The following is a 13756-nucleotide window of genomic DNA, read 5'->3' as shown; positions in this document are numbered from 1 at the left end:
GGGCGACGGGACGGTTAACATCTGTATAAACGTACAGTGTTTCCCGCCCACCTCATGGACCTCCAGCACAAGCTCGCCATCCTGGCCGATGCCGCCAAGTACGACGCCTCCTGCGCGTCGAGCGGCTCGCAGCCGCGCGACTCGGTGGGCGGGCGCGGCATCGGCTCGACCGAGGGCATGGGCATCTGCCACAGCTATGCGCCCGACGGCCGCTGCATCTCGCTGCTCAAGGTGCTGCTGACCAACCACTGCCAGTACGACTGCCTCTACTGCGTGAACCGCGCCTCGAGCAACGTGCCGCGCGCGCGTTTCCGCGCCGACGAGGTGGTGCAGCTCACGCTCGATTTCTACCGCCGCAACTGCATCGAGGGGCTGTTCCTCTCGAGCGGCATCGTCAAGTCGCCCGACCACACGATGGAGCAGGTGGTCGAGGTCGCGCGCTCGCTGCGCGAGGACCACGACTTCCGCGGCTACATCCATCTCAAGACCATTCCCGATGCCAGCGACGAACTGATCGCGCGCGCCGGCCGCTATGCCGACCGGCTCAGCATCAACGTCGAGATGCCGACCACCGAGGGCCTGCAGGCGCTGGCGCCCGAGAAGGACGAGAGCGCGATCCGCCGCTCGATGGCGCGGCTGCGTTTGCAGATCGACGACACGCGCGAGGAGGCGCGCCGCGTGGTGCCGATCCGCGCGCTGCCGGGCGCGACGCCGGTGGCCGCGAAGCCGCCGCCGTTCGCGCCCGCGGGCCAGAGCACGCAGATGATCGTGGGCGCCGATGCCACCGACGACCGCGCCATCCTCGCGACCAGCGCCACGCTCTATGGCGCTTATCGGCTGCGCCGCGTCTACTACTCGGCCTTCAGCCCGATCCCCGATGCGGCGCGCGCGCTGCCGCTGGCCGCGCCGCCGCTGCTGCGCGAGCACCGGCTCTACCAGGCCGACTGGCTGATGCGCTTCTACGGCTTCGAGCACGGTGAGATCGTGGCCGAGCGCGACGGCCTGCTGCGGCTCGACGTCGATCCCAAGATGGCCTGGGCGCTCGCGCATGCGGAGCGTTTTCCGGTCGATCTCAACCATGCGCCGCGCGAGCTGCTGCTGCGCGTGCCGGGCCTGGGCGTGAAGGCGGTCGAGCGGCTGCTGCAGGCGCGGCGCGTGCGCCGCGTGCGCGCCGACGACCTGCGGCGGCTGCACGTGCCCGCGCGCAAGGTGCTGCCCTTCGTGGTGGCCGACGGGCACCGGCCCGCGGCCGGGGCGATGGCGGCTTCCGCGCGCGCCGAGCCGGCGCAGCAGGCCTCGCTGTTCTGAGCGCCATCGCGATGCAGGTGCGGCTCGACGATGCGGTCGACCTCGACGGTTTCCGGCGCCGCGCGCGACAACTGCTGGCCGATGGCGTGCCGCCCGAGCGGGTCGAGTGGGGCGTGGCGCGGCCCGATGGCGGGGAAGGCCTGTTCGGCGATGTGCCCGAGCAAGCGGTCGCACCGTCGACCGCGGCGTTGCAGCCCGTGCCGGCGGCCTTCGTCGCGCTGTGCGCCGACGTGATCCTGCACCGCGATCCCCAGCGCTTCGCGCTGCTCTACCGCCTGCTCTGGCGCCTCGCGCACGAACCCGCGCTGCGCCACGATCCGCTCGACGCCGACATGATGCGGGCGCAGCGCATGGCCAAGGCGGTGCACCGCGACATCCACAAGATGCGCGCCTTCGTGCGCTTCACGCAGGTCACGGACGACGATGGGCTCGAGCGCCACGTCGCATGGTTCGAGCCCGAGCACCGCATCGTCGAGGCCAATGCCGACTTCTTCGCGCGCCGCTTCGCGCAGATGCGCTGGGCCATCCTCACGCCCGAGCGCTGCGTCGAATGGGATGGCCATGCGCTGTCGTTCCGCGCCGGCGCCGACCGCCGCGAGAAGCCGCCGCCCGATGCGGGCGAGCAGCTCTGGCTCACCTACTACGCCCACATCTTCAATCCCGCTCGGCTCAAGTTCGCGACGATGCAGCGCGAGATGCCGCGCCGCTACTGGCACAACCTGCCCGAGGCCGCGCTGATCCAGCCACTGGCCGACGCGGCCGATGCGCGCAGTCAATCGATGATCGAGGCGCCGGCCACGCCCGCGCGGCGCATCCGCGCGCCGATGGCGCTGCACCCGCTTCCGGCCGAGGGCGCGATGCCGGCCGACCTCGGCGAACTGCGCGCGGCCACCCATGCCTGCCGCGCCTGCCCGATCGGCGCGCAGGCCACCCAGGCCGTGTGCGGCGAAGGGCCGCTCGCGCCGCGCCACATGCTGGTCGGCGAGCAGCCCGGCGACCAGGAGGACCTCGCGGGCCGGCCCTTCGTCGGCCCGGCCGGCCAACTGCTCGAGCGCGCGATGGCGCAGCTCGGCTGGGCGCGCGAAGGCGTCTACCTCGCCAACGCCGTGAAGCATTTCAAGTACGAGCTGCGCGGCAAGCGGCGCATCCACAAGACGCCGGGTCAGCGCGAGGCCGAGGCCTGTGCCCATTGGCTCGATGCCGAGATCGCGCTGGTGCGGCCGCAGTCGCTGGTCGCGCTCGGTGCCACGGCGGCGCGCGCGCTGCTGGGCCGGCCGGTGGCGGTGCAGGCCGAGCGCGGCGCCTGGCTGCACGAGCGCGCGGACGGGCGGCCGGTGTTCGTCACGCTGCACCCGTCGGCGCTGCTGCGGCTGCCCGACGAGGAGCGCGAGGCGGCCCATGCGCGCTGGCGCGAGGAACTGGCCCGCGCGCGCGACACGGCGCCCGTGGCCTGAAGCCCGCCGGGCTCAGGCGTCCGGCGCTTCCGTGCGGCGTTCGGCCGGCACCAGCTCGGCCATGGCCTGCATCAGCATGGCCGCGGTCACCGGCTTGAACAGCACCGGCACGCCCGAGGCGCGCACGCGCTGCAGCCGCTCGGGCGCGGTCTCGCCGGTGATCAGCAGCATCGGCGCGTCGAGCTGGAAGCGCTCGCGCAGGCGCAGGCCGAGCTCGAGTCCGTCGACGCCGCTCGACAGCCGGTAGTCGCACAGCAGCAGCGCGACCGGCGGCTCCTGCGCGCCGGGCCCGGTCAGCAGCGCCACCGCCTCGGCCTCGTCCGCCACCGCCGCGACCTCGATGCCGTAGGCGCTCATGAGCTCGGTCATGGCCTTGCGGATCTCCTCCTCGTCGTCGATCAGCAGCACGCGGCCGCGCAGCGCCGGCACCTCGAAGCGCTGGCGCACCGGCAGCTCGAGGTCCAGCGGACTGAAGGCGCCCGCAGAGGCCTCGGACGCTTCGGCCAGCGGCAGCACGACCCGAAAGCGCGTGCCGCGCCCGATGTGGGAGCGCAGCTCGATGCGATGGCCGAGCAGGCGCGAGAGCCGCTGCACGATCGACAGGCCGATGCCCAGGCCGCGCGAGCGGTCGCGCCCGAGGTTGTCGACCTGGTAGAACTCCTCGAAGATGCGGTCGCGCTGCTCGGGCGCGATGCCGATGCCGGTGTCGCGCACCTCGATCCATGCCTGGTCGCCGCGCGGGCGCGCGATCACCGTGACGCCGCCCTGCGTCGTGTACTTGAGCGCGTTGTCGACCAGGTTCGACAGCATGCGGTAGAGCAGTTGCGGATCGCTGTGGATCCACAGGCCGCTGGCGCGCACGCGCAGCTGCAGCCGCTTGCGTTCGGCCTGCGCCGAGAAGGTGTGGTGCAGCGGGATCAGCAGGGCATCGAGCGACAGCGCGCGCGGCGCCGCCTGGACCACGCCCGCATCGAGGCGCGAGATGTCGAGCATGGTGTCGAGCGAGGCGCCCAGCGCATCGACCGCGCGCATCAGCCGCTCCACGTTCTGGATCTCGGGCCGCCGGCGCAGCGTGCTGCCCAGCGCCGCGCCGAACAGCGCGATCGCATGCATGGGCTGGCGCAGGTCGTGGCTGGCGGCGGCCAGGAAGCGGGTTTTCTCGGCGCTCGCGCGCTCGGTGGCCGCGACCTGCTCGCGCAGCTGGGCGGCCAGCGCCTCGTTCTCGAACTGCAGCATCAGCGAGGCCGTCAGGCGCTCGTTCTGCTTCACGCCCTCGCGCAGCGTGAGCACCAGGTTGAGCAGCGCGAAGCCGGCGAGGAACCAGTTCAGCATGCTGCCGTACCAGGCCAGCGCGACGATCAGCCCGCTCATCATCGGGATGCCGTAGCCGAACATCGCGCCCTTGAGCGGCCAGCGCGCCTGCACCGCGCGGGTCCAGCTGCCCATGATCACGACCGTCACGAAGGTGGTCATCGCGGGACTCTGCAGCGCCACCAGGAACAGGCTGCACGGCGCGGTCATCGCGCTGACCAGCGTGACGTGGACGGTGTAGCGGCGCGCCCAGCGCGGGCTGTCGGCCAGCGGCACCGCGGGCGTCCAGCGCTTCGACAGCAGCACGTACAGGTCCATCAGCACGATGGTCGTGACGATGCCCAGCACCAGCGCGCGGTGCCCGGGCAGCACGTTGAAGTAGCCGAACACGCCGATCGCGAGCGCGAAGACGCCGTGCGCCGCGATTGCCGTGGTGTGGCCGGCATAGACCGAGGCCAGGTGCTCGCGCAGCACGCGCAGCGCGAGCGTGCCGTCCTGCGCCAGCGGTCCCGGCGTCGTGTCGTTCATCGCACTGTCTCTCCCCGCGAGGTGGTTCCCCTGTCCCGGTTTCGCGGACCGGGCGGCTCATCGCAGGCCGCGGATGGCGCGGGCCGGCGTGCTCATCGCCGCATCCTAGGCGGCAGTCCCGCGTCGCCGTAAGTGCCCAAAGTCATGCCCGGCGGCCGCCGCGAGGGCGGGTGCGACAATCGCCGCGCCATGACTGACACCCTCACGATCACCCGCCCCGACGACTGGCACCTGCACGTGCGCGATGGCGCCGCCCTCGAAGCCGTCGTGCCCCACAGCGCGCGCCAGTTCGGCCGCGCGCTGATCATGCCGAACCTGCGTCCCCCCGTGACCACCGCCGCCCAGGCCGTGGCCTACCGCGACCGCATCCGCGCCGCCGTGCCCGAGGGCAGTGCCTTCGAGCCCGTGATGTCGCTCTACCTGACCGACAAGCTGCCGCCCGAGGAGATCGCGCTGGCGGCCGAGGCCGGCGTGCGCGCGCTCAAGCTCTACCCGGCCGGCGCCACCACCAACAGCGATGCCGGCGTGACCGACATCCGCAAGACCTACAAGACGCTCGAGGCGATGCAGAAGCACGGCCTCCTGCTGCTGGTGCACGGCGAGGTCACCGATCCCGCGATCGACCTGTTCGACCGCGAGGCCGTGTTCGTCGACCGCGTGATGATCCCGCTGCGCCGCGACTTCCCCGAGCTCAAGGTGGTGTTCGAGCACCTGACCACGAAGGAGGGCGCCCACTACGTGCGCGACGCCGACCGCTTCACGGCCGCCACCATCACCGCGCACCACCTGCTGTACAACCGCAACGCCATCTTCACCGGCGGCATCCGCCCGCACTATTACTGCCTGCCGGTGCTCAAGCGCGAGACGCATCGCGTGGCGCTGGTCGAGGCCGCCACCAGCGGCAGCGACCGCTTCTTCCTCGGCACCGACAGCGCGCCGCATCCCGCGCACCTGAAGGAACACGCGCTGGGCTGCGCCGGCTGCTACACCGCGCTGACCGCCATCGAGCTCTATGCCGAGGCCTTCGACAACGCCAACGCGCTCGACAAGCTCGAGGGCTTCGCGAGCTTCCACGGCCCCGACTTCTACGGCCTGCCGCGCCATGCCGACACCGTCACGCTGAAGCGCGAGAGCTGGACCGTGCCCGAGACCGTGCCCTACGGCGACGCCACGCTCAAGCCGCTGCGCGGCGGCGAAACCCTGAACTGGAAAATTTCATGATGGCTCCATCACCCGATCAGTTGGCGCGATCCAGTCCAGAAACACCACGGAACCGGCTTTGCCGGGCCGTTGGTGTTGCCCCCGGTGAGGGGGTTGGCGAAGCGACACGAAGTGCGCGTAGCCTGGGGGAGAACCAATGCCTCGCGTGATGCTGCTGATCGACGCCGACAACGTCTCGGCCGATGTGATCGAGCAGGCCGTGCAGCGCACGATGGACGAGTACGGCGCCATCCACGTGCGCCGGGCCTACTGCAATGCCGAGATGGCCGTGAACCGGCAGGCGCTGTTCAAGCGGCTGTCGGTGCGGCCGATGGTCAACCTCTCGGCCGGCAAGAACAGCACCGACATCGCGCTGTCGGTCGACGCGATCGACCTCGCGATCGCCGAGCGGCCCGACGTGGTGGTGCTGGTGTCCTCCGATTCCGACTTCGCGCCGCTGGTAATCCGGCTGCGCGAGAAGGGCTGCCGCGTCTGCGGCATCGGCCAGCAGGGCAAGACGGGCGAGGAGACGGTCGGCATCTACGACAGCTTCATGGACCTCGCGCACCACGGCGTGGCGCCGGCCGCGCGCACCGTGCCCGCGAAGAAGACGGCGGCGAAGAAGGCCACCGCGAAGACCGCGCCCGCCAAGAAGGCACCGGCGAAGAAGGCCGCGGCCAAGACCGCGAGGAAGACCGCGGCCAAGAAGGTGGCGAAGGCCGCGGCGCCCGCGGTCGCGGCCGCCGTGCCGGTGCCGCCCGCGCCCGCACCGGCGCGCGCGCCCGAGACCTCCGAGGCCGCCGAATTCGTGCTGCGTGCCGCGCCCGCGCTGCGCGCCGGCACCGACGTGCCGCTCAACGAGGTGGCGAAGGCGCTGCGCGCGGCGGGCCTGCTCGGCAAGAACGGCAGCTCGCTCAAGCTGTTCGACAAGCTCACGGCCGAGTTCAAGTTCACGCAGCATCCCGACCGCATCCGCTGGACGGGCGCGGACGCCGCCTGATCCTGCCGGCGATGGCGGGCACGGCCGCGATCGACTGGACCCGGCCCTGGCTCGCGCCCTACCGCGCGCAGGGTGAGGCGGCGGCCGGCGCCATCGCGCAAGGCCTGCCGGTGGCGCAGGCGCTGCAGGGCGCGGGGCCGCCGGCCTTCGTGCCGCAGCACGCGCTGCCCGCGGGCCGGGCCTACGAGGCCCACGTCTTCGAGACCGGCACCGTGCCCACGCGCGACAACCTGCACGACTTCTTCAACGGCCTCGTGTGGCGCGCCTTTCCGCAGGCCAAGTGCCGTCTCAACGAACTGCAGGCCACCGAGATCGAACGCGCCGGCGTTGGCGCCACGCGCGGGCCGCTGCGCGACGCGCTCACGCTGTTCGACGAGAACGGCGCGCTGCTCGAGGCGCCGCCCGAACTGTGGCGCGCGCTGGCCGCGCGCGACTGGCCGGCGCTGTTCGTCGCGCGGCGCGGGCTGTGGGCGCAGGCGCGGCTGCGCGTGTTCGGCCATGCGCTGCTCGAGAAGCTGGTGTCGCCGCGCAAGGCCGCCACGGCGCACGTGCTGCTGACCCAAGGCGTCGACGGGCTGGACGATGAGGCGCTCGCGCGTCGCCTCGACCCCGCCTGGCTCGCCACCAAGCCCTTCGTGCCGCTGCCGGTGCTCGGCGTGCCGGGCTGGTGGGCCGGCAACGAGGCGCCCGATTTCTATGCCGACGCCCAGGTCTTCCGCCCCGCGCGGAGCGTCGCCGAATCCCCCGCGGCGGGGCCCGGATAGCGGGCTGCTAGAACTTTTGCTCCTATCATCTGTCTACCCGCCTGCCGCCGCACGGCCGCGCGCGACGCCTTCTTCCAGAACCAACAACAACCCAGGCAGGGAGGCGAACGCGGCAGGAACGGCTTGAAGCGGGCCGCAAGGCCCTCATCTGGTCGGCAGCGTTCCCCCACGGAGAATTCAACTTGAAACGTATCCTTCTGTTCGTCCTGACCAATGTGATGGTCGTCGCGGTGCTCGGCGTGGTCGCCAGCCTGCTCGGCGTCAATCGCTTCCTCACGGCCAACGGGCTGAACCTCACGGCCCTGCTCGGCTTCGCGCTGATCATGGGCTTCGGCGGCGCGATCATCTCGCTGCTGATCAGCAAGCCGATGGCCAAGTGGACCGCCGGCCTGCGCATGATCGACAACCCCCAGTCGCCCGACGAGGCCTGGATCGTCGGCACGGTGCGCAAGTTCGCCGACAAGGCCGGCATCGGCATGCCCGAGGTCGGCATCTTCGAGGGCGAGCCCAATGCCTTCGCTACCGGCGCGTTCAAGAACTCCTCGCTGGTGGCGGTGTCCACCGGCCTGCTGCAGAACATGACGCGCGAGGAGGTCGAGGCCGTGATCGGCCACGAGGTGGCGCACATCGCCAACGGCGACATGGTCACGATGACGCTGATCCAGGGCGTGATGAACACCTTCGTCGTGTTCCTCTCGCGCGTGATCGGCTACGCGGTCGACAGCTTCCTGCGCCGCGGCGACGACCGTTCCTCGGGCCCCGGCATCGGCTACTACGTGAGCACCATCGTGCTCGACATCGTGCTGGGCTTCGCCGCCGCGATCGTGGTGGCCTGGTTCTCGCGCCAGCGCGAGTTCCGCGCCGACGCCGGCGCCGCCGCGCTGATGGGCAACCGCCAGCCGATGGTCAACGCGCTCGCGCGCCTGGGCGGCCTGCCGGCCGGCGAACTGCCGAAGGCGGTCGAGGCCATGGGCATCACCGGCGCCATGGGCAAGCTGTTCGCCACCCATCCGCCGATCGAGGAGCGCATCGCCGCGCTGCAGAACGCGCGCTGAGCACGCGCATCGGGACAGCGAGCCGCCACCTTCGGGTGGCGGCTTTTTTTTGGGCGCGGGACTTCCGCGCCCATGCACCCGAAGCCGGGCGCTCAGTCCGCCGACGGCGCGGCTTCGGAAGCGGGCGCCGCCGCGTCGGGCGTGGCTTCCGGTGCCGCCACAGGTTCGGCTTCCGCCGCGACCACCGGTGCCGGCGCCGCCACGGGCGCCTCGCGCTCCTTGCGCGCGCGCTGCAGCGTGCGCGTCACCTCGCCGGGCTTCATGCCGTACATGTCGGCGAATTCCTGCTCGCCGCGGCCGCTGGCCTCGAAGGCGCGCAGCAGGGCTTCGCGCTTGGCGGCCTGCGCCGCCAGTTCGGCCAGCGCCTCGTCGACCACGGCATTGGCCTTCTCGTCGCGCGAACGCACGAGCACGGCATAGGCCTCGCGGTCCAGGCCCGAGCTCTCGATCGCGCGCGCGATGCGCGTGACCAGTTGCGGGCGCAGGTCCTCCTCGGTGCGCTGCGAGCGGCGGCGGTGCAGCTCGAGGATGGCGTGGTGCACGTGCTCGGGCGCGACCGGGTCGAGCGCGTTGCCGTCGAGGTCGTGGCGCGGATGGCCGGCGGCCACGCTCTCGAGGTAGCGCGTCGAGCGCGCATGCTGGCCCATCGCGACCTTGAGGTCCTCGGTCTTGAAGTCCTCGGGATGGCGCGCGAGCAGGTCCTCGTAGACGCCGAGCTTCAGCGGCACGAAGCGCGCGCCGAACAGCTGCGGATAGAGCTCGAACAGGCGCTCGAGCACCGGGCTGGCCTTGCGTTGCGGGCGCGCGGGTTGCTGCTGCTGCGCCTGGGCCTGCGGCTGGCGTTGCGGCGCGGCGCCCTGCGGGCCGCGTGGGCCCTGGCCGCGCTGCGGCCGCTGCGGCTTGCGGCGCGGGTTGTTGTCGCGCTGCGCCTGGCCCTCGGGGCGGGCACCGGCCGCGGGCGCGGCTTCGGCGCCGGGCTCCTGCGCGGCGTCGGTACCGCCGCGCAGTTGCTGCAGCTGGGAAGCCAGGTCCGGGCGGGGGCCGCGCGGCTTGTTGCGCGAATTCGTCTTCGGGGCGGTGGTGGGGGCGTCGGTCATTGCTCGGGATTCGGCGCGGGGCGCGAAGTCGGAATTAGGGGTTGGAAGTCGGTGGGGCGGCGCGCGGTGCGCGTCAGCGGGGCCGGAACATCTTGAACAGATTGTCGTGCCGGATCTCGAAATAGTCCGCCGGGCCGCCGCCGCGCAGGATCGGCTGCGCCGCGGCGGTGTCGTAGATGCCTTCGCGCAGCAGCGCGCGCGCGATGTGCACGCCCACCACTTCGCCGAGCACCAGCCAGGTCTCGATGGCGCGGCCGTCGGCGGCCTGCAGCTGCACGATCTGCGTCAGCCGGCATTCGAAGGACACCGGGCTCTCGGCCACGCGCGGCACCGCGATGCGGCGCGAGGGCGCGGGCGTGAGCCCGGCGAGCGCGAACTCGTCGACCTCGGGCGGCACCGCGGCGCAGCTCTGGTTCATCGGCTCGGCCAGCGGGCGGGTGGCGAGGTTCCAGCCGAACTCGCCGGTCTCGCGGATGTTGCGCAGGCTGTCCTTGGCCGTGATGCTCGCGAAGCCGACGATCGGCGGCGTGTAGTTGAAGCCGTTGAAGAAGCTGTAGGGCGCGAGGTTGAGCACGCCCTGCGCATCGTGCGAGGAGATCCAGCCGATGGGCCGCGGGCCGACGATCGCGTTGAACGGATCGTGCGGCAGGCCGTGGCCCCGCGCGGGTTCGTAGAAATGGAAGCGGTCGTCGTCCTGCATGGAATGGATCCCGGGTTGTTCGGTCAGCGCAGGGCCGGGCGCATCGCCTGGCGGCCGATCAGCAGGCGGAACGGCAGCAGCATGAACACGCCGACCGCCAGCTTCACGCCGAGGTCGCCGAGCGCCCAGGTGAGCCAGGGGCCGTCGGTGCCCGCGAAGGCGATGCCCCAGAACACGATGCTGTCGAGCACCGCCGCGACCACGGTGGCCACCAGCGGCGCGCGCCACCAGAGGCCGCGGCGCAGGCGGTCGAAGACGCGGATGTCGAGCAGCTGCGAGGCGATGAAGGCGCTGCCCGAGGCCAGCGCGATGCGCGCCGGCGCGAGCAGCAGCGACACCACCACCGCCACCGCGAAGCCGATCCAGGCCACGCGGCGCGCCATGCCGGGGCCGAAGCGCCGGTTGACGAGGTCGCTCACGAGGTAGGCGACCGGGTAGGTGAAGGCACCCCAGGTCAGCCAGTCGTTGATCGCGAACTGCACCAGGATGTTGGAGGCGAGCACCACCAGCGCCATCGCGCCGATGGCCAGCGCGAAGGCGCCGGTGCCCGGTCGTGCGAAGGCGAGGGGAGCGCGGTCGTGCGTCGTCGTCATGGCGTTCTCAGACGGCGGCGGTGCGCTGCCGTTCGGCCTCGGCCCGCAGGCCGCGCGCCACGGCTTCCGCGACCTTGATGCCGTCCACGCCGGCCGACAGGATGCCGCCCGCGTAGCTCGCGCCCTCGCCGGCCGGGTACAGGCCGCGCACGTTGAGGCTCTGGAAGTCCTCGCCGCGCGTGATCCGGATCGGCGAGGAGGTGCGCGTCTCGACGCCGGTGAGCACCGCGTCGTGCAGGTCGAAGCCCTTGATCTTGCGGCCGAAGGCCGGGAAGGCCTCGCGCATCGCCTCGATCGCGAAGTCGGGCAGCGCGCGGTGCAGGTCGGTCGGCGTCACGCCCGGCTTGTACGAGGGCATCACCTCGCCGAGCTGGGTGGAGGGCTTGCCGGCGATGAAGTCGCCCACCAGCTGGCCCGGCGCGCGGTAGTCGCCGCCGCCGAGCACGAAGGCGTTGGACTCGAGCGCGCGCTGCAGCGCGATGCCGGCCAGCGGGCCCTCGGGATAGTCGCGCGGGTCGATGCCCACCACGATGCCCGCGTTGGCGTTGCGCTCGGCGCGCGAGTACTGGCTCATGCCGTTGGTGACCACGCGGCCCGGCTCGCTGGTGGCCGCGACCACGGTGCCGCCCGGGCACATGCAGAAGCTGTATACCGAGCGGCCGTTGCTCGCGTGGTGCACCAGCTTGTAGTCGGCCGCGCCCAGCATCGGGTGGCCCGCATGGCGGCCCCAGCGCGCGCGGTCGATCAGGCCCTGCGGATGCTCGACGCGAAAGCCGATCGAGAAGGGCTTGGCCTCGATGTGCACGCCGCGCTCGTGCAGCATCGCGAAGGTGTCGCGCGAGCTGTGGCCGAGCGCCATCACGACGTGGTCGGCGCGCAGCGCGTGGCTCTGGCCGGTGGCCTGGTCGAGCACGGTGAGGCCGCGCAGGTGTTTGCCGTCGTGGCCATCCTCGATGCGCACGTCGGTCACGCGCTGCTCGAAGCGGATCTCGCCGCCGAGCGCCACGATCTGCTCGCGGATGTTCTCCACCACCTTCACCAGCTTGAAGGTGCCGATGTGCGGATGCGCGACGTAGAGGATCTCGGGCGGCGCGCCGGCCTTCACGAACTCCTCCATCACCTTGCGGCCGAGGAAGCGCGGGTCCTTGATCTGGCTGTAGAGCTTGCCGTCGGAGAAGGTGCCGGCGCCGCCCTCGCCGAACTGCACGTTCGACTCGGGGTTGAGCACGCTCTTGCGCCACAGGCCCCAGGTGTCCTTGGTGCGCTGGCGCACGGTCTTGCCGCGTTCCAGCACGATCGGCCGCAGGCCCATCTGCGCCAGCATCAGCGCCGCGAAGATGCCGCAGGGGCCGAAGCCGATCACCACCGGGCGGCTCGCGCCCGCGGGCACGTCCGCCGGCAGCGTGTGGCGCATGTCGGGCGCGGGCTGGATGTGCGGATGGCCGGCGTGCTGCGCGAGCAGCACGGCCTCGCGCTTCGCGTCGGCGAGCGCCACGTCGCAGATGTAGACCGTCAGCAGCTCGGCCTTGCGCGCATCGAAGCTGCGCTTGTAGACGGTGTGGGAGGCGATCGCCTCGGGCGGGACCTCGAGGGTGCGGGCGATCAGCGCGGCCAGCGCCTCGGGCGCGTGGTCGAGCGGAAGTTTGAGTTCGGAGATTCTCAGCATGTCGTGGGGCTTGTGTTTATCAAGCAGGCCGACGATTTTACGCGTTGGGCCGCTATCAAAGGGATAGCTGGCCGCAACGGGGGACCGCGAAGGGATCAGGCGGGCAGGAAGCCTTCGACCGACAGGTAGCGCTCGCCGGTGTCGTAGTTGAAGCCCAGCACCACCGCGTTCTCGGGCAGCGAGGGCAGCTTCTGCGCGATGGCCGCCAGCGTGGCGCCCGAGGAGATGCCCACCAGCATGCCTTCCTCGGTGGCGCAGCGGCGCGCCATCTCGCGCGCGGGCTCGGCATCGGCCTGCAGCACGCCGTCGAGCAGCGCGGTGTCGAGGTTCTTCGGGATGAAGCCGGCGCCGATGCCCTGGATCGGGTGCGGCGCGGGCTGGCCGCCCGAGATCACGGGCGAGGCCACGGGCTCGACCGCGAACACCTGCAGCTTCGGCCACTTCTTCTTGAGCACGCGCGCCACGCCGGTGATGTGGCCGCCGGTACCCACGCCGGTGATCAGCACGTCGATGCCCTCGGGGAAGTCGGCCGCGATCTCCTCGGCCGTGGTGCGCACGTGCACCTCGACGTTGGCCGGGTTGTTGAACTGCTGCGGCATCCAGGCGCCGGGCGTGCCCGCCACGATCTCCTCGGCGCGCGCGATCGAGGCCTTCATGCCGCCCGCGCGCGGCGTCAGGTCGAAGGTGGCGCCGTAGGCCAGCATCAGCCGGCGGCGTTCCACCGACATGCTGTCGGGCATCACCAGGATCAGCTTGTAGCCCTTGACGGCCGCGACCATCGCCAGGCCGATGCCGGTGTTGCCCGAGGTGGGCTCGACGATGGTGCCGCCGGGCTTGAGCGCGCCGCTCTTCTCGGCGTCCTCCACCATCGCGAGCGCGATGCGGTCCTTGATCGAGCCGCCGGGGTTGGCGCGCTCGGCCTTGATCCAGACCTGCTGCTTCGCGTTGCCGAACAGGCGCTGGATGCGCACGTGCGGCGTGTTGCCGATGGTCTGGAGGATGTTCTGGGCCTTCATGGATGGATCTCCTTGGATGCGTTCGGTTCGATGGTTGTCGCGACGACAGCGCGCATTGTGAGAC

The 13756-nt window shown here is 71.7% G+C and carries 12 protein-coding genes; 6 read left to right on the top strand and 6 right to left on the bottom strand.

Features of this window, described 5'->3' with window-relative positions:
- The first annotated feature begins 54 nt into the window (after positions 1 to 54).
- Entirely contained in the window at positions 55 to 1308 is a 1254-nt protein-coding gene (locus tag AC07RV_RS22885) for a putative DNA modification/repair radical SAM protein (RefSeq protein ID WP_296781027.1), read from the top strand.
- Positions 1309 to 1319: 11 nt separating this feature from the next.
- Positions 1320 to 2762: a UdgX family uracil-DNA binding protein gene (locus tag AC07RV_RS22880; RefSeq protein ID WP_296781023.1), complete on the top strand. Its 1443-nt coding sequence runs from the start codon at positions 1320 to 1322 to the stop codon at positions 2760 to 2762.
- Between the two features lie 12 nt (positions 2763 to 2774).
- Here AC07RV_RS22880 and AC07RV_RS22875 read toward each other — a convergent pair whose 3' ends face one another.
- Positions 2775 to 4601 carry an ATP-binding response regulator gene (locus tag AC07RV_RS22875; protein ID WP_296781020.1) on the bottom strand — a complete coding sequence of 609 codons (1827 nt, stop codon included), beginning with the start codon at positions 4599 to 4601 and terminating at the stop codon, positions 2775 to 2777.
- 189 nt (positions 4602 to 4790) lie between these two features.
- On the opposite strand from AC07RV_RS22875, the gene pyrC reads away from it, so the two are divergent.
- The 4 genes from pyrC (at position 4791) to htpX (ending at position 8620) form a co-directional block, all read left to right on the top strand.
- On the top strand, positions 4791 to 5822 hold the full coding sequence (gene pyrC / locus AC07RV_RS22870; RefSeq protein ID WP_296781017.1) for a dihydroorotase: 1032 nt from the start codon (positions 4791 to 4793) through the stop codon (positions 5820 to 5822).
- A gap of 136 nt (positions 5823 to 5958) precedes the next feature.
- A complete protein-coding gene (locus tag AC07RV_RS22865; protein WP_296781014.1) occupies positions 5959 to 6801 on the top strand; it encodes an NYN domain-containing protein in 843 nt (280 codons plus the stop codon).
- 11 nt (positions 6802 to 6812) lie between these two features.
- Complete coding sequence (locus tag AC07RV_RS22860) at positions 6813 to 7565, top strand: DUF3025 domain-containing protein (protein WP_296781010.1); 753 nt, start codon at positions 6813 to 6815, stop codon at positions 7563 to 7565.
- Positions 7566 to 7747: 182 nt separating this feature from the next.
- Positions 7748 to 8620 carry a protease HtpX gene (gene htpX / locus AC07RV_RS22855; protein ID WP_093355574.1) on the top strand — a complete coding sequence of 291 codons (873 nt, stop codon included), beginning with the start codon at positions 7748 to 7750 and terminating at the stop codon, positions 8618 to 8620.
- A 92-nt stretch (positions 8621 to 8712) separates the two neighbouring features.
- On the opposite strand, the gene AC07RV_RS22850 is transcribed toward htpX, so the two are convergent.
- From AC07RV_RS22850 to cysK, 5 genes are all read right to left on the bottom strand, one after another.
- Complete coding sequence (locus tag AC07RV_RS22850; protein ID WP_296781007.1) at positions 8713 to 9717, bottom strand: ProQ/FinO family protein; 1005 nt, start codon at positions 9715 to 9717, stop codon at positions 8713 to 8715.
- Positions 9718 to 9790: 73 nt separating this feature from the next.
- On the bottom strand, positions 9791 to 10417 hold the full coding sequence (locus tag AC07RV_RS22845) for a flavin reductase family protein (RefSeq protein ID WP_296781004.1): 627 nt from the start codon (positions 10415 to 10417) through the stop codon (positions 9791 to 9793).
- Positions 10418 to 10440: 23 nt separating this feature from the next.
- Positions 10441 to 11010 carry a VUT family protein gene (locus AC07RV_RS22840; protein ID WP_398501216.1) on the bottom strand — a complete coding sequence of 190 codons (570 nt, stop codon included), beginning with the start codon at positions 11008 to 11010 and terminating at the stop codon, positions 10441 to 10443.
- A gap of 7 nt (positions 11011 to 11017) precedes the next feature.
- A complete protein-coding gene (locus AC07RV_RS22835) occupies positions 11018 to 12676 on the bottom strand; it encodes an NAD(P)/FAD-dependent oxidoreductase (RefSeq protein ID WP_296781001.1) in 1659 nt (552 codons plus the stop codon).
- A gap of 95 nt (positions 12677 to 12771) precedes the next feature.
- The gene (cysK, locus tag AC07RV_RS22830; protein WP_296780996.1) at positions 12772 to 13692 is read right to left on the bottom strand and encodes a cysteine synthase A; all 921 of its coding nucleotides are present in this window, start codon (positions 13690 to 13692) and stop codon (positions 12772 to 12774) included.
- Positions 13693 to 13756 lie beyond the last annotated feature (64 nt).

Source organism: Variovorax sp. GW821-FHT09B01 (assembly GCF_059418345.1).
Note: the sequence above shows the minus strand (reverse complement) of the source record. Positions and strands in the feature narration are given on the sequence as shown.

What these genes read in the sequence shown, in the direction of transcription:
- AC07RV_RS22885 (WP_296781027.1), top strand. Translation starts at nt 55, where the DNA reads ATGGACCTCCAGCACAAGCTCGCCATCCTGGCCGATGCCGCCAAGTAC.
- AC07RV_RS22880 (WP_296781023.1), top strand. Translation starts at nt 1,320, where the DNA reads ATGCAGGTGCGGCTCGACGATGCGGTCGACCTCGACGGTTTCCGGCGC.
- pyrC (WP_296781017.1), top strand. Translation starts at nt 4,791, where the DNA reads ATGACTGACACCCTCACGATCACCCGCCCCGACGACTGGCACCTGCAC.
- cysK (WP_296780996.1), bottom strand. Translation starts at nt 13,692, where the DNA reads ATGAAGGCCCAGAACATCCTCCAGACCATCGGCAACACGCCGCACGTG.
- AC07RV_RS22875 (WP_296781020.1), bottom strand. Translation starts at nt 4,601, where the DNA reads ATGAACGACACGACGCCGGGACCGCTGGCGCAGGACGGCACGCTCGCG.
- AC07RV_RS22840 (WP_398501216.1), bottom strand. Translation starts at nt 11,010, where the DNA reads ATGACGACGACGCACGACCGCGCTCCCCTCGCCTTCGCACGACCGGGC.
- AC07RV_RS22860 (WP_296781010.1), top strand. Translation starts at nt 6,813, where the DNA reads ATGGCGGGCACGGCCGCGATCGACTGGACCCGGCCCTGGCTCGCGCCC.
- AC07RV_RS22845 (WP_296781004.1), bottom strand. Translation starts at nt 10,417, where the DNA reads ATGCAGGACGACGACCGCTTCCATTTCTACGAACCCGCGCGGGGCCAC.
- AC07RV_RS22835 (WP_296781001.1), bottom strand. Translation starts at nt 12,676, where the DNA reads ATGCTGAGAATCTCCGAACTCAAACTTCCGCTCGACCACGCGCCCGAG.
- AC07RV_RS22865 (WP_296781014.1), top strand. Translation starts at nt 5,959, where the DNA reads ATGCCTCGCGTGATGCTGCTGATCGACGCCGACAACGTCTCGGCCGAT.
- AC07RV_RS22850 (WP_296781007.1), bottom strand. Translation starts at nt 9,717, where the DNA reads ATGACCGACGCCCCCACCACCGCCCCGAAGACGAATTCGCGCAACAAG.